The sequence below is a fragment of the Eikenella longinqua genome, from assembly GCF_001648355.1.
GTDB classification, from domain to species: Bacteria; Pseudomonadota; Gammaproteobacteria; order Burkholderiales; family Neisseriaceae; genus Eikenella; species Eikenella longinqua.
Genome location: NZ_LXSL01000014.1, coordinates 142923 through 161137, shown reverse-complemented (window position 1 = coordinate 161137; position 18215 = coordinate 142923). Strand labels below are relative to the sequence as shown.

The following is an 18215-nucleotide window of genomic DNA, read 5'->3' as shown; positions in this document are numbered from 1 at the left end:
CAAAATCCGCTGTCATGCGGGGATGGGTGTGCAGACTAAGAAATTGTTTATAGATAATTTCTTCAGAGTCAAGAAAGGACAAAAGGGATGAAAAATCATCCCTTTTGTCTATTAGTCCGAAAAATTTCAGGTAGCCTGCCAACGCTTCGGGCTACCTGCAAACCAGTTCCGACCACCTCGCAAGTAAGCAGCCTTGCTCAACCGCCCTTCCTTCCGCTCAAATGCCCGCCGTCACCCGAATGCAGCTTGGAAAGCAGCCACAACAACACCACCCCGCACACCGAAAGCGACACATAAGTATGGCTAAACGCCCGCTCCAACAGCGCCCCGCTCTCGCCCACCGCCGCGCGGTACACCCCCAGCACCACCGCCGCCACCGCAATCCCGATGCCGATGCCCACCTGCTGCACCATGCTCAGCATGGTCGAGCCCGCGCTCGCCTCCGCATCGGATAAATCCCCGATGGTCAGCGTATTGATGGCCGTGAACATCAGCGACTGGCACAGCCCGTAGGCCCCCGCCAGCAGCATATAAAACGTAATCGAGCTGCCCGAATCCAGCAGCCCCAGCGAAGCCACAATCAGCGACATCGCCAGCGCCGTGCCCAACAGCGTGTTCTTATAGCCAAAGCGCACCAAAATCGGCGCAGTGAAAGGCTTCATCACAATCGAGCTCAAAGCCACCGGCGCCAGCATCCAGCCCGCCATCTCCGCGTTGTAGCCGAAAGCCACCTGAAGCATCAGCGGCACCAAAAACGGGATGCCCGAAGCCAGCAGGCGAAACATCAAATTCGCCGCCAGCCCGATGCGGAAAGTGTGCACCCGAAACAGCGACAACGGCAGCAGCGGGTTGGCCGACCGCCGCGCATACAGCGCATACAGGCACATCGCCGCCGCGCCCGCAGCCATCACCGCCAGCGCCCGGGCGGCATTACCCAGACTTTCCGCCGCCAGCTCCAGCCCGTAAGTCAGCCCCACCAGGCCGCCGGCAAACAGCAAAAACCCTTTCCAATCCAATGGCTGCGTTTCCATGCGCACATTCGGCATATAGCGCCCCGAAATCAGTATCCCCGCCAGGCCGATGGGGATATTGATGAAGAAAATCCAGTGCCACGACAAATTCACCGCCAGCCAACCGCCCAAAATCGGCCCCACAATCGGCCCGACCAGCCCCGTCATCGCCATCAGGTTCCACGCCGCCACCAGCTCCGACTTCGGCACGGTGCGGATAATCGCCAGCCGTGCCACCGGCATCATCAGCGCCCCGCCCACGCCCTGAAGGATACGCGCCGCCACCAGCCAATCCAGCGTGGGCGCCATCGCGCAGGCCACCGAACCCAACACAAACACCATCACCGCCAGCCGGAACACGCGAAGCGTGCCCAGCCGGTCAGCCAGCCAGCCCGAAAGCGGAATCAGCGCCGCCACAGTGAGCGCGTAGCTGATGATGGCCAGCTCCATCTGCAAGGGCGATTCGTGCAGGCTCGCCGACATCACCGGCAGCGCCGTGTTTAAAATGGTGGAATCCAGCGACTGCATAAACAGCGCCACGGCCGCCGTCCAGGCCAGCCCTTTTTGTTGAGCGTTCATAAAGATAAGATTGATTGAAGATAAGCGGCGGGCATGCCGCCCGGCTCGGGCAAAGGAAAGGCTACCTGAAAAAGCTGTCTGAAAGCATCAGCTTCAGCGCGTCTGAAGCCAAAATCCCGTTTGCGCTGTTCAGCAAGCCGGCCTCGGCTGCACTGAAATATCGTTTTCAGGTAGCCTTTCGATAGCAAACAACAGGCTACCTGAAAAAAAGGGCGGCATTTTTCAGGTAGCCCCTCCACTCCCCAAGCCGGGCCGGCCAGCCACGAAAACACGCCCAAACCGCCCAGCCTGTTTCAGATAACCGCCAATTTTACAGGAAAATACAAGTTTTCCTTTATTTATCCCGCCATCTTTATTTACAATGAACTGTTTTTAGCAAAACTGCAAAAAATTTTACTGAAAAGGGAGTTTCAAAAGCCATGCAGATTACCGACCTACTCGCCTTCAGCGTGAAAAACAAAGCGTCCGACTTGCACCTCTCCTCCGGCCTGCCGCCCATGATCCGCGTGCACGGCGACGTGCGCCGCATCAACCTGCCCGAAATGAGCGCCGAAGAAGTCGGCAACATGATCGCCTCCATCATGAACGACCACCAGCGCAAAGACTACCAACAAAGGCTGGAAACCGACTTTTCCTTCGAGCTGCCCAACATCGCCCGTTTCCGTGTGAACGCATTCAACACCGAGCGCGGCCCGGCTGCCGTATTCCGTACCATTCCCAGCAAAGTGCTCACGCTGGAAGAATTGAACGCCCCAAAAGTGTTCCAAAAAATTTCCGACCAGCCACGCGGCCTCGTGCTCGTTACCGGCCCCACCGGCTCCGGTAAATCCACCACCCTGGCGGCGATGATCAACTACATCAACGAAAACCACCATCACCACATCCTCACCATCGAAGACCCGATTGAGTTTGTGCACCAGAGTAAGCAGTGCCTGGTAAACCAGCGCGAACTGCACCAGCATACCCACAGCTTCGCCAACGCCCTGCGCTCCGCATTGCGTGAAGACCCGGACATCATCCTGGTGGGCGAGATGCGCGACCCCGAAACCATCGGCCTGGCGCTTACCGCCGCCGAAACCGGCCACTTGGTATTCGCCACCCTGCATACCACCGGCGCCGCCAAAACTGTGGACCGTATCATTGACGTGTTCCCCGCCGGCGAAAAAGAGATGGTGCGCTCCATGCTTTCCGAATCGCTGCGCGCTGTGATTTCGCAAACCCTGCTCAAAACCAAAGACGGCAAAGGCCGCGTGGCCGCGCACGAAATCCTGATTTCCACCGCCGCCGTGCGCAACCTGATCCGCGAAAACAAAATCGCCCAGATCGGCTCCGCCCTGCAAACCGGCCAGGCACACGGCATGCAGACGCTCGACCAATCGCTGCAAGCCCTGCTCAAACGCGGCATCATCAGCATTGACGCCGCCCGCGCCAAAGCGCAAAACCCCGACCAACTGGTCTAACCAGCCAACAAAACAAGGGAAAACATTATGTCAAACGATCAGCACAAACAAAATCTGGCCGAGCTGCTCTCCGAAATGGCCAACAGCGACAACCTGCCGCCCGAGCCTACCCCTGTTTCCGCTGCCATCACGCCGGAAGGGGATTTATCCGACATCGAAAGCCAGTTTGCCATCCCGCAAATACAAGATGACAGCCTCAGCCCGCAGGCCATCGACATCCCGTCGCTGCCAGATATGCCCGATCCGCAATTCGCCCAGCCGGAAATCGTGGCACAAGCCGTGCCGCCTGCCCAGCCGCAGCCCCAAGCCAAGCCCGCGCAGCCGCTCAGATCGCGCTTCGCCCAAGTAGCGCAAGGCCAAATGCAGGTTACGCCGTCGCAGCCGCAACCTGCTCCTGCCCAAGCCCAGCCCGCGCCTGCTCCGCAGCAGCCGGCTCAAGCCGCGCCGCAACCGCAAGCCCGCCCCGCTGCCGCCGTGCCCAACCATCCTCCGCTGCACGCCGCACCGGCGCAGCCCGTCGGCCACGGCCCAAACCAACACCTCACCCGCGAGCGCGCCAAGCTGCACCCGCTGCTGGAAAAAATGGCCGACGAATCGCTCAAGCGCAACGCTTCCGATATTTTCATCAGCAGCAACTTCCCGCCTTCGTTCAAAATCGACGGCACCTTGGTGCCCGTGCCGGTGAAACCGCTCACCGAAGAAGAAGCCGCACAAATCGTGTATTCCACCTTCAACGACGAGCAGAAAGCCAAATTCCCGGTGGAATGGGAGCTGAACTATTCCCTGCAATCGCAAAACGGCATCCGTTTCCGTGTGAATGCTTATCACGAGCAAGGCCGCATCGGCCTGGTGATGCGCCGCATCACCACCAATATCCTCACCGTGGACGACCTGCGCCTGCCGCAAGTGCTCAAAGAACTTTCCATGCGCAAGCGCGGCCTGATTATCCTGGCCGGCCCCACCGGCTCCGGTAAATCCACTTCGCAGGCCGCGATGCTCGACTGGCGCAACAAACATTCCGCCGGCCACATCGTTACCATCGAAGACCCGATCGAGTATATCCACAGCCCGATCAAGAGCATCATCACCCAGCGCGAAGTCGGCCTCGACACCCACAGCTGGGGCGCCGCCGTGCAGAGCGCCATGCGTCAGGCACCCGACGTGGTCTGCGTGGGTGAGGTGCGTAACGAACACTCCATGGAATACGCCCTGCAACTGGCGCAAACCGGCCACCTGTGCTTCTTCACCATCCACGCCACCAACGCCAGCCAAACCGTTGAGCGTATTATGAACTTGTACCCCGAAGAGCGGCACCAGCAGATTCTGATGGACTTGGCGCTGAACTTGGTGGCCATCATCGGCCAGCGCTTGGTGCTGAAAAAAGGCGGCAAGGGCCGAAACGCCATCATCGACCTGCTCATCAACACCCCCGCCATGCAGGACCACGTGTTCAAAAACGAGCTGCTCGAAGCCCGCGAGCTGATGGAGCGCGCCGAAGACGACGGCATGCAAACCTTCGACCAAGACTTGTTCCGCCTCTACATCAACGGCGAAATCGACTACGACGAAGCCCTGCGCCAGGCCGAATCCGCCAACGACTTGCGCCTGCGCATCAAGCTCTACGAAGAAGGCCGCGAAAGCACGCACATCTTCGAGCGCGTAAACGATTTGAACTTGATGTAACAGCCCATGGCTGATGGAGGCTACCTGAAAAACGCCCGGCGGATTTTCAGGTAGCCTCTGCCGTTTTCATGCATCAGCCGCCGCCTGTTTTTGCTTCGCTGAAGCTCGCCTTTCTTTGGAAACCCCGTTTTAGCTTCGCAGAAACTCGTCTTCCTTCGGAAACCCCGTTTTTTCAGGTAGCCTGATCCGCCACATTGAGCACACCATGCACACCACCAATCCCACCGAATACCGCCGCGGCCTCTACAGCGTGCTCGCCTGCTACCTCATCTGGGGCTTCTTCCCGCTCTATTGGCTGCCCCTCGTCGGCCAGCCCATCAGCGCCGGGCAGCTCATGGCGCACCGCATCGTGTGGGCCTCACTGCTCGCCATCGGCGCCATCGCCTATTCCCGTCCCAGCCGCGCCCTGCTGCTGCAAGCCCTGCGACACAAAAAAACCCTGCTCACCTTCGCCGCCTGCGCCGCACTGCTCGCCGCAAACTGGCTGCTCTACCTCGCCGCCATCACCCAACGGCAAGTGCTGCAAGCCAGCCTCGGCTACTTCGTTACCCCGCTGGTGAGCATCTTTTTCGGCCGGATTTTTCTCGGCGAAACCCTGCGCCCGCTGCAAATTGGCGCCATCGCCCTGGCCGCTGTGGGCGTGGTGTGGCTTTCCGCGTGGGGCGGGCAGATGCCCTGGCTCGCGCTCGGCATCGGCCTGAGCTGGAGCCTCTACGGCCTGTTGCGCAAACTCGCCCCGCTGCCCGCCCTGCCCGGCTTCACGCTGGAAACCCTGTTGCTACTGCCCTTCGCCGCCCTCTACCTCGGCTGGCACCACGCCCACGGCAGCCTCGTGTTTGCCCAACTGCCGCCGCTGCCCTTGGCCATCGTAATCGGCAGCGGCGCCGCCACCATGATTCCCCTGCTGCTGTTTGCCGCCGCCGCGCAACGCATCCGCCTCTCCACCATCGGCATCCTGCAATACCTCTCGCCCAGCCTGCAATTCCTGCTCGGCCTCACCGCCTTCCACGAGCCCTTCAGCCGCACCCAGTTTGCCGGCTACCTCTGGGTGTGGGCCGGCGTGGCACTGTTTATCTGGGGCGCCCGCAAACGGCAGGCTTAAACCGCAGAGGCTACCTGAAAACTTTTCCCGCCCTTCAAAGCCATACAAGCCAACCCTAAAATCACCCGAAACCCGCCAAACAGATTTTAGCTTCGCAGAAACTCACTTCATTCGTTTTAACTGCGTTGAAGCTCAAGCTTTCAGGTAGCCTCAACCACAAATCAGGCCGCATAAAAACCAAGTTTCCGAAGGCAGCGAAGTTTCTGCCAAACCAAAACGCAAACTTCAGCCAAGCCGAAACACAACACCCCATTCCGCTATATAATCCCCCATTTCCACAAAGGCTACCTGAAAACATGAAAGCCATGATTCTGGCCGCCGGCCGCGGCGAAAGAATGCGCCCGCTTACCGACACCCTGCCCAAACCCATGCTCCCCTGCGGCCGCGAGCCACTCATCGGCTGGCACCTGCGCCGCCTCGCCGCCGCCGGCATCCGCGAAGTCGTCATCAACCACGCCTGGCTCGGCCACAAAATCGAGCAAGCCCTCGGCAACGGCAGCCGCTACGGCCTCTCCATCCAATATTCCCCCGAAGCCCCCGGCGGGCTCGAAACCGCCGGCGGCATCGCCACCGCCCTGCCGCTCCTGGGCAACGAGCCCTTCCTCGTCATCAACGGCGACATCCTCACCGATTTCGACTGCCGCCCCGCCATCCGGCTCGCCGCCACCCTGCCCGAGCACATTTTTGCCCACCTCTGGCTCGTGCCCAACCCCCCGCACCACCCCCAAGGCGACTTCCGCCTCCTGCCCGGCGGCCAAATCGCCGACAATCAAACCGGCAGCCACAGCCCCGCCCACACCTTCAGCGGCATCGGCCTCTACCGCCCCCAGCTCTTCGCCCACACCCCCGCCCACCAGCATGCCAAACTCGCCCCCCTCCTGCGCCAAGCCATGAGCAGCAGCCAAGTGAGCGGCGAAATGCACCGCGGCCTCTGGCTCGACGTCGGCACCCCCGAACGCCTGCAAGAAGCCGCCGCCCTCACCGCGCAATGGTAAGCCCAACCCAGTTTCACAGAAACCCAGCCTTGTCCACGCAAAAACATCATTTGATCTTCCTTGAAGCCCACGCCTTCAGGTAGCCCCACCCCTTACCGAGCCAACATCATGAATCCCACACTCCAGCACTACGCCGAAGAACAGCAAACCGCCACCGAAGCCCAGCGCCTCGCCCAGCAAATCATCTTCGGCCCCATCGCCTTCCAAGCCTCCCGCCTGATGGTGAAATTCGGCATCCTCCAGCGCCTCAACCGCGCCCGCGAAGGCCAAACCCTCGAGCACATCGCCAGCGAAGCCAAAATCAGCCACTACGCTGCCCAAGTGCTGCTCGAAGCCTCCCTCTCCATCGGCACCGTGCTGCTCCAAAACGAGCGCTACTTCATCAGCAAAGCCGGCTGGTTCCTCATCCAAGACCCCATGTCTCCCATCAACATGGATTTCGTACACGACGTGTGCTACCAAGGCATGTTCCACCTCGAAGCCGCCCTGCTCGAAGGCCGCCCCGCCGGGCTCGAAGAATTCGGCAGCTGGCCCACCATCTACCAAGGCCTCTCCCAGCTCCCCGAGCGCACCCGCGAAAAATGGCTCGCCTTCGACCACTTCTATTCCGACCAATCCTTCCCCGCCGCCCTCCAAATCGTCTTCGCCCAACCCGTGCGCCGCCTGCTCGACGTGGGCGGCAACACCGGCCGCTGGGCCCTGGCCTGCGCCGCCCACAACCCCAACGTGCACATCACCATCATGGATTTGCCCCAGCAGCTCGAGCTCATGCGCGCCCACACCGCCGGCCGGCCCGGCGCCGAACGCATCCACGGCCACCCCACCAACCTGCTCGACCCCGCCGCCCCCTTCCCTAGCGGCTTCGACGCCATCTGGATGAGCCAATTCCTCGACTGCTTCACCGAAGAGCAAGCCGCCTTCATCCTCCGCCGCGCCGCCGCCAGCATGAGCCCAGAGAGCACCCTCTACATCCTCGAGCCCCTGTGGGACAGGCAGAAACACGAAACCGCCGCCTACTGCCTCACCCACACCAGCCTCTACTTCACCGCGCTGGCCAACGGCAACAGCAAACTCTTCCGCAGCAACGACCTCATCCGCTGCATCGAAAGCGCCGGCCTCACCATCGCCCACATCCACGACCAACTCGGCCTCGGCCACAGCCTCTTGTGCTGCAAGAAAGCCTGAAGCAAAAGAAAGGCTACCTGAAAACTGTAATCCAAGTTTTCAGGTAGCCTTTTGTCTGCGGCAAGCCGCTTTGTGTGACAGCTTCCAAACTTTGCCGACCATTTTTCAGGTAGCCTCTTCCGCCCCATAATCCAGCAGCCGCCCGTTGCAGGCAAACGCTGCCCACACCAGCAATGCCAAGCCCGCCGCCACGCCGTAGGCTGCCGGATAGCCCCAAGCCTCCGCCAGCCGCAGCCCGGCAAAGCCCGCCGCGTAAGTGCCCGCCAGCAGCACGGAAAATTGCAGGCTGCTGTCTAGGGCTGCGGTGGCCGGCTCGGATTTGTCCATCATCAGAGCCAGCATCACCGGCAAAAGCAGCGTGTAGCTCAAGCTCAAAGCCACGATTTGCAGCGGCGGCAACCACGGATGCAGCATGGCTGACCGGTCGATCCACACAAACGACAACACCAGCGGCAGCTGCAACATGCACAGCCGGCCGACTATCCGCCGGCGCGATTGCCGCCGCGCCAGCCAGCCTGCCAGCGGCGTAACCGTCATGCAGGCAAGCGGAATGGCCACCGCCAGAATGGCGCCAGTTTGCGCCGCATCGAAGCCCAAATCGCCCAGTTTGGGCACAAAAGTGGCGGCAATCCAGGCATAGGGAGTGGCTGCCGCCGCCAACAGCAACAGCCAACGCAAGCCGCGCCCCGGCAGCCGCCAAAAGCCGAGCATACGGGCAAACAGTTCGGCAAAACCGGCAGCCGGCGGGGTTTGTGCCGGCGGTTCGCGGTAGAGCCAAACTTGTAGCATCAGCAACATGTTAAACAACAGCATCAAGCCAACCGCCGCCTGCCAGCCCCAGCGGCGGAACACCAGCAGTACCAGTGCGCCGCCGATCATCTTGCCGGCGCGGGCGGCCACAGTTTGAATCACCCCGCCGAAACCGCGCTCGCGATACGGCAGCACGATACAGCTCAAACCCAGCACCGCGCAGCCGTAGAGCGTGCCGCAAGCGCACAGCAACAGGCAGGCGGCAGCCAGCGGCGGGAAAGCGTGCAGCGGATTGATAAACAGCAATACCGAAAGCGCGGCGCCGATGCCGCCGAGCGACAGCAGCATCCAGCCGCGGAAACGCCCGCAGCGGCCGATGCGGTAGCGTTCGATCAGGGTGGAAAACAGGATTTTTCCGCTCTCCACGCTGCCGATGAGGTAAACCCAGCCCAGCTGTTTCAGGCTAAAGCCGCCGCTTTTGAGGATGGTCATCAGCGCCACCAGATAAAAGCCGATCAGGGTGAATTTGTAGGTGGCGGCAGTGGCGAGCAGCAGCCAGTCGCGCAGCTGCGGGCGGGCTGTCGGAATAGAGGGCACGGGCGGCCTCCCTAAACTTTTTCGGGTTGGAAGGCAGCCAGGGCGGCTTGGGCGGAGGCCAGGGCGGCGGCGTAATCGGCTTCCACGATATAGTTCACGCCCAAGGCGGGCGCCATTTTGCCCGACTGCTGCCGCATCAGTGCCAGTTGTTCGGCATCCGGCTCAATCAGCAGCATGGCGGCGCATCGATCGGCCAACAGCGGCTGGTGGGCGCGAATCCAATCCAAATAGAGCTTGCGGTCGGCCACAATCTGCGTTTCTTCTTTTTGCAGGCGCATCGGCGCGCATACGGTGGCTAGGCGTTGGTGACTGTGCAGCAGCACTTCGAATGCGTCCAGCCAGGCGGCAAACACGGAGACACCGGCGAGATCGGTGTAGAAGATGCTGCCTTCGGGCAGGGTTTTGACGGGGGTGAACATGAGTCGGGTTCCTTTTGGAGAGTGGGTTGGGAGGGTTTAGGCAGCTTTTTCTGTATTGCGAATGAGGCTACCTGAAAAAGGGCGTGGCAGCGGGCGGCTATATAACCTGCCCCTACGGCGTTTCAGGTAGCCTTTGCGGTACTACGGATGGGCTACCTGAAAATTATTCTGCCGTTTTCACTACATTGAAGCTCACGCTTTAACTTCGCAGAAACCCACTGTGTTCGTTTTCAGGTAGCCTTTCTTTGCCTAAAAGCGCAATTCAGTACTGATGCCGACGGCACGCGGGCGTTGGAACAGGGCATCATGCCGGTCGTTGGAGGAGATGAAAATCGGGCGGCGGCTGTTGAACACGTTGTCGGCATACAGCGATACGCGGCCTTGTTTGAAATTGTAGGCGGCGTAGAGGTTGAGCTGGCCGTAGCGTTTGATGCGGCCGACTTCGGTATTGTTGGCGGCGGAGAAGTAGCCGCCGCTGAAGCGGGCGTCGCCGCCGGCTTCCCAGCCTGAGGGGTGTTTCCAGGCCAGGCCGAGGGTGGCGGTGTAGCCTGGGGCACGGCCGAGGCGGTGGCCTTCGATGCCGCTGTTCGGATAGCGGCGGATGTCGGTGTGCAGCAAGCCGAGGGCGGTGGTGAGGCGCAGCTGTTCCAGCGCCTGCCAACCGGCTTGCAGCTCGGCGCCATAGGTTTGCACGCTGTCGGCGTTGCGAATGACAACGGAGTTGGGGCCGAGGTAAAACGGCAGCTGCATGTCTTTGTAGCGGTTGAGGAACAGGTTGCCGCTTAATTCGAGCCGCTTATCGGGCGTGCGCCAGCGGGTGTAGAGCTCGAAGTTGTTGATGTATTCGGGCTGGAAGTCATAAGTGACCACGGGGCGGCCGAAGGTGATGCCTGCACCGCCGGGGTTGTAGCCGCGGGCGATTTTCAGGCCGCCGGCAAAATGCTCGTTCGGGCGGTAGGAAAGGTCGATTTTGGGCAGGAACACGGTTTGACCTTTGTCCAAATCCAGATGCAGGCTGGCACCGCCGCCGTGGCGCCGGTGTTCTTCGCGTTCGAGGCGGCCGGCGAGAGTGAGGTGCCATTGCGGGGCAAAACGCCAATCCGCTTCAGCAAAGGCGGCGTACACACGGTTGGCGTCGTCGAACTCGTTGCGCCCGCCCACGCTGCGGATATCCACGGTTTCATACTGGCTGCTGCGGAAGAAATACAGCCCGGCCAAGCCTTTTACGCTGCCGCCTTCGGGGCGGAAGTGCAACACCGGCTCCCATTGCACTTCATGACCGCGCAAAGTAGCGGGCACGCCCTGCGGGTGCACGGACATGGGCAGGTGGATGCGGTCGTTATCATAGCGGGCATACACCAGCTTGTTTTCCAGCTTGAAGCTGTCGCTGATTTGCCAAGACACATCCCAAATGCCGGAACGCGAACCGGTTTCAAACACCGGCTTTTGCGGCAGGAAGCGGGTGCTGGCGGTATTGCCGAGAATTTCGTTTTGCGGGGCGCGCGATTTGATGTAGTTGAAGGTGAAGCGGCTGAGGAAGCCGGGATAGGCTTCGGGCGTGAGGAGCAATTTGAAGCGGATATTGGTGTTTTCCACGCGGCGTGGGTTGCCGGCGGGGTGGTAAGACACAAACGGTTCGTAGCTTTCGCGCTGCTGCCGCTCGGCACTCAATCGGAAAGCCAAGTTGTTGCGTATAATCGGGCCGGAGAGCATCAGCGCACCATTGCGGGTTTGCTGGTTGCCCGCGCCCAAGCGCACCGCACCTTCCCATTCCTGAGTCGGGTCGTTGGAACGCATCACGATGGCGCCGGCCACTGCGTTCTGCCCGCGCACCAGGCTCTGCGGCCCACGCAGCACTTCCACCTGCCGCATATCCCACAGCGACTGCGTGCCAAAAGCATACTCGTTGTAAGTGGCCGAGCGGCCGTCGATGGACAAATTCAATCGCGGCCGCGTGCCAGCAAAAAAGGCCACCGCGCCCACCGCCGGGCCGGAGCCGTCCACCCCGCGCACGGCGGGCAAATCATTGCCGCTGCCCAAATCTACGGTGTTGACGGTTTGCTTGAGCAGATCGGTGGCGGAGAGCTTGTGGCCGCTGCGGTCGATGTCGGGCGCAGTGAAAACGTTGTGCGAAGTGCCGGTTTGGAATACCGTGCGGCTGCCGCGCTCGCCGGTGATGACGATATCCGGCAACTGCCCGCTCGGCTCCGCTTCCTCCGCATGGGCAAGATACGGTGCGGAGGCCAACAGCGCCAGCAGGCAGGCGGTAGGGCGGGTGTTCACATTCATGGCATTCTCCTCATGGCAGCCGAGCTGTACCGACTGCAAAGTTTACATATTTACATTAAAATTACGTATATTGTAAATTATAAAAAGCCACAAAAGAGAATGCAAGCAATTCTCAACCAGCTCCAACCACGCCAAAAAAGAAAACCACGCTATGCCTCTAAGCAAAAAACAGCAACCTCTGCGCGAAACCGCTAGGAAATTATTTTATCAACAAGGATTTGCCGCCGTATCGGTGGAGGCCTTATGCGCGGCGGCAGAAGTAAGCCGCGTAACGTTCTACAAATATTACGCCGGCAAAAACGCATTGGTGGCCGAACTGTTTGCCGAACACAAAGAAGGCGTGCGCCTGCGGCTGGAATCGCTGCTGGCGCAGCAATGCAGCTTGGAACAGGCCGCCGCCGAGCTGTTCCGTATCCAGCAGGCATCGCTGGCCGATCTCTATTCCGCCGCCGTGCTGCGCGACATCGAAAACATCACCGATTTAGAATTGGAACGCTTCTTCCACGATATGGAAGAAGAAAAATACCGCTTCATGCGCGGCTTCTTTCACACCCTACAACAGCGCAACCTCATCCAGCCCAGCCTGCCGGTGGAACTGATCGAGCTATTTATCCGCCAAATGGACGGCTTGATGCGCCTCCCACAAATATCGGCACACTACGCAGCCAACCCGCAGCAACTGCCGCAAGACATCCTGCACCTATTGCTCTACGGCCTAACCAGCCGAGAACACCGAGCAGATTGAAAAAGGCTACCTGAAAATACAAGCTTCAACGGAGTGAAAACCAAAAGGCTACCTGAAAACCGTAATCCAAGTTTTCAGGTAGCCTTTTGTCTGCGGCAAGCCGCTTTGTTTGGCAGCTTCCAAGCTTGGCAGATAGTTTTCAGGTAGCCTCTTCCGCTTCTGTCCCCGGCCACAATTCCGGCTGGCTGCCCTGCGGCAGCAGATGGCTGATACCCAGGCCGATCAGGCGGTATTCGGCGGCGGGCATGCGGCGGGCGAGCTGGCGGGCGGCCTGCTCCAGCGCGGCGGCGTCGGGCAGCACGGAAGAATAGGTTTGCGAGCGGGTGAGGATGCGGAAATCGGCGGTTTTCAGCTTGAGGGTGAGCGTGTGCGCCTGCACTTGTTTGCGCTGCGCCTGCTGCCACAAATCTTGCGCCAAATCAGGCAGGTGGCGGAGGATTTGGGCCAGCGGCAGGTCTTCCGGCAGGGTGATTTCGGTGGAGATTTGCAATCGTTCGCGCTGCGGCTGCACGGGGCGGTTGTCGATGCCGCGGGCGAGGTCGTAGAGGCGGTAGCCCCAGCGGCCGAACAGGTTGACCAATTCGCCGCGCTGCATTTTTTGCAAATCGCCGGCAGTGTGCAGGCCGAGGGCGTGCATTTTTTGCAGGGTTTTCTTGCCCACGCCGGGGATTTTGCCCAGCGGCAGGGTGAGCAGGAATTCAGCAATGCGCGGCGGGGGGATGACGAATTGGCCGTTGGGCTTGCGCCAGTCGGAGGCGATTTTGGCGAGGAATTTGTTGGGCGCGATGCCGGCGGAGGCGGTGAGGCCGGTTTGGCGCAGGATTTCGGCGCGGATGGCGCGGGCGATTTTGCTGGCGTAGGGCAGGTTTTGCTTGTTTTGGGTCACATCCAGATAGGCTTCATCCAGCGAGAGCGGCTCAACCAAATCGGTATGCTGGCGGAACACGGCGTGAATCTGTTGCGACACTTCGCGGTAGAGCGGAAAGCGCGGGGGCACAAACACGGCCTGCGGGCACAGCCGCCGCGCGGTAAGGGCCGACATGGCCGAATGCAGGCCGAAACGCCGCGCCTCATAGGAAGCGGCGCACACCACCGAGCGCTTGCCTTCCCACGCCACCACCAAGGGCTGGCCGCGCAAATGCGGCTGCTCGCGCAGTTCTACCGAGGCGTAGAAGGCGTCCATATCGATGTGGATGATTTTGCGATCGACGGGCATGGCGGGACGACGGTGGGGGAATAAAACAGATTATACGCGGGCGGCGCAGGGCAAATAAATGGAAAGGCTACCTGAAAAAAGGCTGGCGGGTTTGGCTTGCATTGCGGCTGGCATTTTATAGCGAACCAACTTAACTTTCGCTACGGCGTTAGCTCGCCTTGCCGTACTCCTGTACTGTCTGCGGCTCGCTGCTTTGTATCAAAAGCTAATTTGATTCGCTATAGCTTCGCAGAAACGCGTCTTCCTGCGCTTTCAGGTAGCCTTGGCTTGGCATGGCTTATTTTTCGACTTCCGGCAAGGCAGAAGTAAACATAAACCGCTCCACTGTGCGGATAAATTCGGCTTTATCCCGGGTTTCAAACTTGCCCAAGAATTGGTCCACTTCCAAATCTGGTTTGCCCGCCCCTTTTTTCATGGAGAACAAGCGGACAACCAGGCAGCCATCGGGGTCGCCCTCCGGCTCGAATGAGGAATCGAAACACAGTTTTTTATGCGGATTGGTGGCGCATAGCAGATATTCGCCGTAATACCAATCCAGGTTGTCCGGCGAAAGCGGCGCTTCGTATAAATTGTTGATGTCGATAGTCCAGCCGTTGGCTACTCTCAACGGCTGGATGCTTTGCCACAGTTCGCTCATATTCCGATTGCCTCCATCGCAAAACCGCCCGCAGATTTTTCAGGTAGCCTGCACGGGCGCGGTGGCTACCTGAAAATTTCACTCCACCTCTTGCCCGGCTTCTTCTTCCTCTTCCCCTTCCGTTTCCGCGCCCACGCCCAATTCGGGCAACACCAGCTCCCCCAGCTCGGCCAGCGGCGGCAGGGCTTCGAGGCTGCTCAGCTGCAAATCGGTGAGGAAGGCCTGGGTGGTGGCCCACAGGCTGGGGCGACCCACGGTGTCGCGTTTGCCGATGCTTTCTATCCAGCCGCGCTCTTGCAGGGTTTGCATCACGTTTTGCGACACGGCCACGCCGCGGATGGCTTCGATGTCGCCGCGCGTTACCGGCTGGCGGTAGGCGATGATGGCCAGGGTTTCCATCACGGCGCGGGAGTAGCGCGGGATGCGCTGCTCTTGCAGGCTGCCCAGACGCTCGAAGGCGGCAGAGGTTACCTGAAAACGCCAGCCTTCGGCGCTGCGCACCAATTGCAGCGCCCTGCCCTGCCAGCGCTGTTGCAGGGCTTCGAGCACGTCTTCGAGCTTGTCGGCGGAAAGCGGCGGCTGGCACAGCTGGCGCAGGGTGCGCTCGGGCAGCGGCTCGGCTTGGGTGAGCAGCGCGGCTTCGATCAGGCTTTCGGGGGAAAGGGAGGATGGCATGGGTGGTTTGATGTGTGTTGGGTGGGTTTGGCAAAACGCCGGGCATGGATGCGAGGCTGTTTTTCAGGTAGCCTCAAAACAGTAGAACAACTTTACCGCGACGGCGTGCTATTGCTTGCTATTTCATTGCAAACCGCAGTGGCGTAGTCTTCTCTGCTTTTGCTGGCATAGGGTTCGTATTGCACAGCTTGTTGGCCGGCATACACTTGGCCGTTTCTCTGCCGCAGGCGCAGGCCGTTGCCGAGACGAATGCCGCCCCCGCTGCGCTGCCACCTGCCGGCAGCGCTGTCTTCTTTGTAATCCATGACGGAAAGCAGGCAGTATCGGCTGTTGGGCAACACTTCGATCACCAGCATTTTTCGGATGTCGGCACCGCCGTGAACGCCCCATTCGACGTGTTTGTAGGTGCCTGCGCCAAGCGGTTGGGCTGAAGCGCACAAGGGGGCGAGCAGCAGGAAGGGGAGGAGTTTTTTCATGGGCGTTGTCGATGAATGATGGGATGCGGGCAGCCTCAAGCCACAGGCTACCTGAAAGCGAAAACTGTTTCACTGCGTTAAAGCTTCGCAGAAACGCCGTTACAGCTTTTTTCAGGTAGCCTTTAATCTATTGATTATTCTTGATACACATAATGGGCGCGCTTGATGTGGCACAGGATTTCGTAGGGAATGGTGCCGGCGGATTGGGCCACGGTATCCACGGAAACGGCGTCGCCCCAGAGCTCCACTTCGCTGCCCACGCCTTGGTGGTGGTCGAGCTCCACAGCAAGCATGTCCATGCTCACGCGGCCGATGAGACGGCTGGGCTGGCCGTTTACGGTGAGCGGGCAGCCGTTTTGCGCGGTGCGCGGGTAGCCGTCGGCATAACCGCAGGCGGCGATGCCGATGCGGGTGGAGCGCTCGGTAACGAAGGTGGCACCGTAGCCCACGGGTTCGCCGGGCTGGAGGGCGCGTTCGGCGAAAATGCGGCTGGTGAGGCGCATCACGGGTTTGAGCTCGGGGCAGGCGCCGGGAAAGGGCTCGATGCCGTAGAGGGCGAGGCCGGCACGCCCCCAATCGCGGCGGGCGGCGGGGTGTGCGAGGATGGCGGCGGAGTTGGCCAGGCTCTGCGCGCCGGAAAGGCCGGCCACGGCGGTGTCGAAGGCGGCGAGCTGGGCGGCGGTCATGGGGTTTTCCGGCTCGTCGGCGCGGGCGAAGTGGGTCATGTTCACAATGTGCGCCACTTGCGGGCTTTGGCGCAGGGCTTGGTGCGCGGGGGCGAAGTTTTGCGGGAAAAAGCCCACGCGGTGCATGCCGGAATCCATTTTCAGCCACACGGTTACCGGCTCTTGCCAGCGGTGTGCCAAAAGGCTTTCGAGCTGCCATTGGTTTTGCACGCCGGGCCACAGGCGGTATTCGTCTACGGCGGCGTATTCGGCAGGCTCAAACACGCCTTCGAGCATCACGATGGGCGCGGTAATGCCGGCTTCGCGCAGCTCGATGGCTTCATCCAGCGTGGCCACGGCGAAACCGTCGGCCAAATCAGCCAGCGCGCGGGCGCAGCGCACGGCGCCGTGGCCGTAGGCATCGGCTTTGATCACAGCGAGCAGCTTGTTGCCGTGCAGGCGTTTGAGCAGTTGGTAGTTGTGGCGCAGGTGGCCGAGGCGGATGGTGGCGGTGAGCGGGCGCATGGTGTTTCTTCTCTCTAAATGGTTTGGATGAATCGGGTTGGGTAAACAAATATGGTTCGCGCAGGATGAAGCGCAAGGGGAATAGGCAACCATGATAAAGGCTACCTGAAAATGATTTATGGCGGAAACGCAAAACTCCGTGCAATACCGCCTGCATCGAGGCCGGCCGAAACCGGTACCGCCATGCCTGCCAATGCCCTAGGCAAACACGCCGGCAAGCAAAAGGCTACCTGAAAATTTCAGGTAGCCTCCCGTGCCGCTACATGCGGATGGAAATAAAGCTGCCTTCGTGCAACTGCTGAAGCAGGCGCTGCATGGCGGCTTGGGTTTTCTGCGCGGCGATGGCGTCGTGCACTCCGGCGCGGATGCGGTCTTCCGGCGTATTCGGCGTGCGCACTTCCACCAGTCGGATCACGTGCCAGCCAAACTGGCTGCGCACCGGCCGGCTGATTTCGCCCGGCTTCAGGGCGCTCATGGCACGCTCAAACTCGGGCACAGTCTCGCCCACCGACAGCCAGCCCAGCTCGCCGCCGTTGCCCGCGCTGCCCGCATCCTGCGAATACTGCCGCGCCAGCTGGCCAAAATCGGCGCCGGCCTTGGCATCTTGCGACAGGCGTTGCGCCAGGCGCTGGGCGCGCTCGCCCTGGCCGCTAATCAGAATATGCTGCGCATGGTAGCGCGGTTTGGGCGTGGCCTGCGGCAGGGTCATGCCTTGGGCGCGGGCGCGGTTGATGGCGGCGCTCACTTCTTCGTCGCTCACTTTGGCCGCGCTCGCCACCTGCCCCTGCTGCACGCGCTGGGCAATCAGGCTGTCGCGCACCTGGCGGCGCAGCCCGGCTTTGTCGATGCCCAAACGCGCCTGGGCGGCCTCAAACTGCGCCACGCTCTGGCGGCGCGCGGCGGCGATGCGGGCGATTTCGCCTTCCACTTCGCCATCCGGCACTTCGATATTGTTGCGTTTGCCGGCCTGCACCAACAGCGACTGGTTCACCAGCTGCATGAGCGTTTGCCGCTGCAAATCCTGCTCCGGCACCTGGCTGCCGCGCGGCAGCTGGCTGCGGCTGTGAGCGATGGCCTGGCTCAGCTCGCGCTGGGTGATGACTTCGTTTTCCACCACGGCCACGATATTGTCCACCGATTTAACCGTGTCGGCAGAGGCTACCTGAAAAGTCAGGCACAGGCCCAAGGCCGCAAGCAAAGGTTTCAT

At 60.8% G+C, this 18215-nt stretch carries 16 protein-coding genes; 6 read left to right on the top strand and 10 right to left on the bottom strand.

Annotation, left to right across the window (positions count from 1 at the left end; all coding sequences use genetic code 11):
- Positions 1–197: 197 nt before the first annotated feature.
- Entirely contained in the window at positions 198–1589 is a 1392-nt protein-coding gene (locus tag A7P95_RS04105) for a DHA2 family efflux MFS transporter permease subunit (RefSeq protein WP_067591573.1), read from the bottom strand.
- 419 nt (positions 1590–2008) lie between these two features.
- On the opposite strand from A7P95_RS04105, the gene A7P95_RS04100 reads away from it, so the two are divergent.
- The 5 genes from A7P95_RS04100 to A7P95_RS04080 all read left to right on the top strand — a co-directional run bounded on the left by A7P95_RS04100 (position 2009) and on the right by A7P95_RS04080 (position 8014).
- Positions 2009–3049, top strand: a complete 1041-nt coding sequence (locus A7P95_RS04100; protein ID WP_067591570.1) for a type IV pilus twitching motility protein PilT — start codon at positions 2009–2011, stop codon at positions 3047–3049.
- 474 nt (positions 3050–3523) lie between these two features.
- Positions 3524–4732: a PilT/PilU family type 4a pilus ATPase gene (locus tag A7P95_RS04095; protein WP_370632694.1), complete on the top strand. Its 1209-nt coding sequence runs from the start codon at positions 3524–3526 to the stop codon at positions 4730–4732.
- A gap of 205 nt (positions 4733–4937) precedes the next feature.
- On the top strand, positions 4938–5834 hold the full coding sequence (gene rarD, locus A7P95_RS04090; protein WP_067591565.1) for an EamA family transporter RarD: 897 nt from the start codon (positions 4938–4940) through the stop codon (positions 5832–5834).
- Between the two features lie 296 nt (positions 5835–6130).
- Positions 6131–6829: an N-acetylmuramate alpha-1-phosphate uridylyltransferase MurU gene (gene murU, locus A7P95_RS04085; RefSeq protein WP_067591562.1), complete on the top strand. Its 699-nt coding sequence runs from the start codon at positions 6131–6133 to the stop codon at positions 6827–6829.
- Between the two features lie 108 nt (positions 6830–6937).
- Positions 6938–8014: a FlxJ family methyltransferase gene (locus A7P95_RS04080; protein WP_067591559.1), complete on the top strand. Its 1077-nt coding sequence runs from the start codon at positions 6938–6940 to the stop codon at positions 8012–8014.
- Positions 8015–8119: 105 nt separating this feature from the next.
- Here A7P95_RS04080 and A7P95_RS04075 read toward each other — a convergent pair whose 3' ends face one another.
- The 3 genes from A7P95_RS04075 to A7P95_RS04065 form a co-directional block, all read right to left on the bottom strand.
- Positions 8120–9361: an MFS transporter gene (locus A7P95_RS04075; protein WP_067591556.1), complete on the bottom strand. Its 1242-nt coding sequence runs from the start codon at positions 9359–9361 to the stop codon at positions 8120–8122.
- Between the two features lie 11 nt (positions 9362–9372).
- Positions 9373–9780 carry an extensin gene (locus A7P95_RS04070; RefSeq protein ID WP_067591553.1) on the bottom strand — a complete coding sequence of 136 codons (408 nt, stop codon included), beginning with the start codon at positions 9778–9780 and terminating at the stop codon, positions 9373–9375.
- Between the two features lie 249 nt (positions 9781–10029).
- Positions 10030–12069 carry a TonB-dependent receptor gene (locus tag A7P95_RS04065; protein ID WP_082890717.1) on the bottom strand — a complete coding sequence of 680 codons (2040 nt, stop codon included), beginning with the start codon at positions 12067–12069 and terminating at the stop codon, positions 10030–10032.
- A gap of 151 nt (positions 12070–12220) precedes the next feature.
- Between A7P95_RS04065 and A7P95_RS04060 the strand changes: the two genes are divergently transcribed.
- On the top strand, positions 12221–12814 hold the full coding sequence (locus A7P95_RS04060; protein WP_067591550.1) for a TetR/AcrR family transcriptional regulator: 594 nt from the start codon (positions 12221–12223) through the stop codon (positions 12812–12814).
- Between the two features lie 139 nt (positions 12815–12953).
- Here A7P95_RS04060 and dinB read toward each other — a convergent pair whose 3' ends face one another.
- The 6 genes from dinB to A7P95_RS04030 form a co-directional block, all read right to left on the bottom strand.
- Positions 12954–14030, bottom strand: coding sequence for a DNA polymerase IV (gene dinB / locus A7P95_RS04055; RefSeq protein WP_067591547.1), 1077 nt, complete (start codon positions 14028–14030; stop codon positions 12954–12956).
- A gap of 277 nt (positions 14031–14307) precedes the next feature.
- Complete coding sequence (locus A7P95_RS04050) at positions 14308–14667, bottom strand: hypothetical protein (protein WP_067591543.1); 360 nt, start codon at positions 14665–14667, stop codon at positions 14308–14310.
- Between the two features lie 78 nt (positions 14668–14745).
- Positions 14746–15342 (bottom strand): SMC-Scp complex subunit ScpB, encoded by a 597-nt coding sequence (scpB, locus tag A7P95_RS04045; RefSeq protein WP_067591540.1) that lies wholly within the window; start codon positions 15340–15342, stop codon positions 14746–14748.
- Positions 15343–15434: 92 nt separating this feature from the next.
- A complete protein-coding gene (locus tag A7P95_RS04040; RefSeq protein WP_067591537.1) occupies positions 15435–15818 on the bottom strand; it encodes a hypothetical protein in 384 nt (127 codons plus the stop codon).
- 134 nt (positions 15819–15952) lie between these two features.
- On the bottom strand, positions 15953–17008 hold the full coding sequence (alr, locus tag A7P95_RS04035; RefSeq protein ID WP_067591534.1) for an alanine racemase: 1056 nt from the start codon (positions 17006–17008) through the stop codon (positions 15953–15955).
- A 259-nt stretch (positions 17009–17267) separates the two neighbouring features.
- Positions 17268–18215, bottom strand: a complete 948-nt coding sequence (locus A7P95_RS04030) for a peptidylprolyl isomerase (RefSeq protein WP_245636554.1) — start codon at positions 18213–18215, stop codon at positions 17268–17270.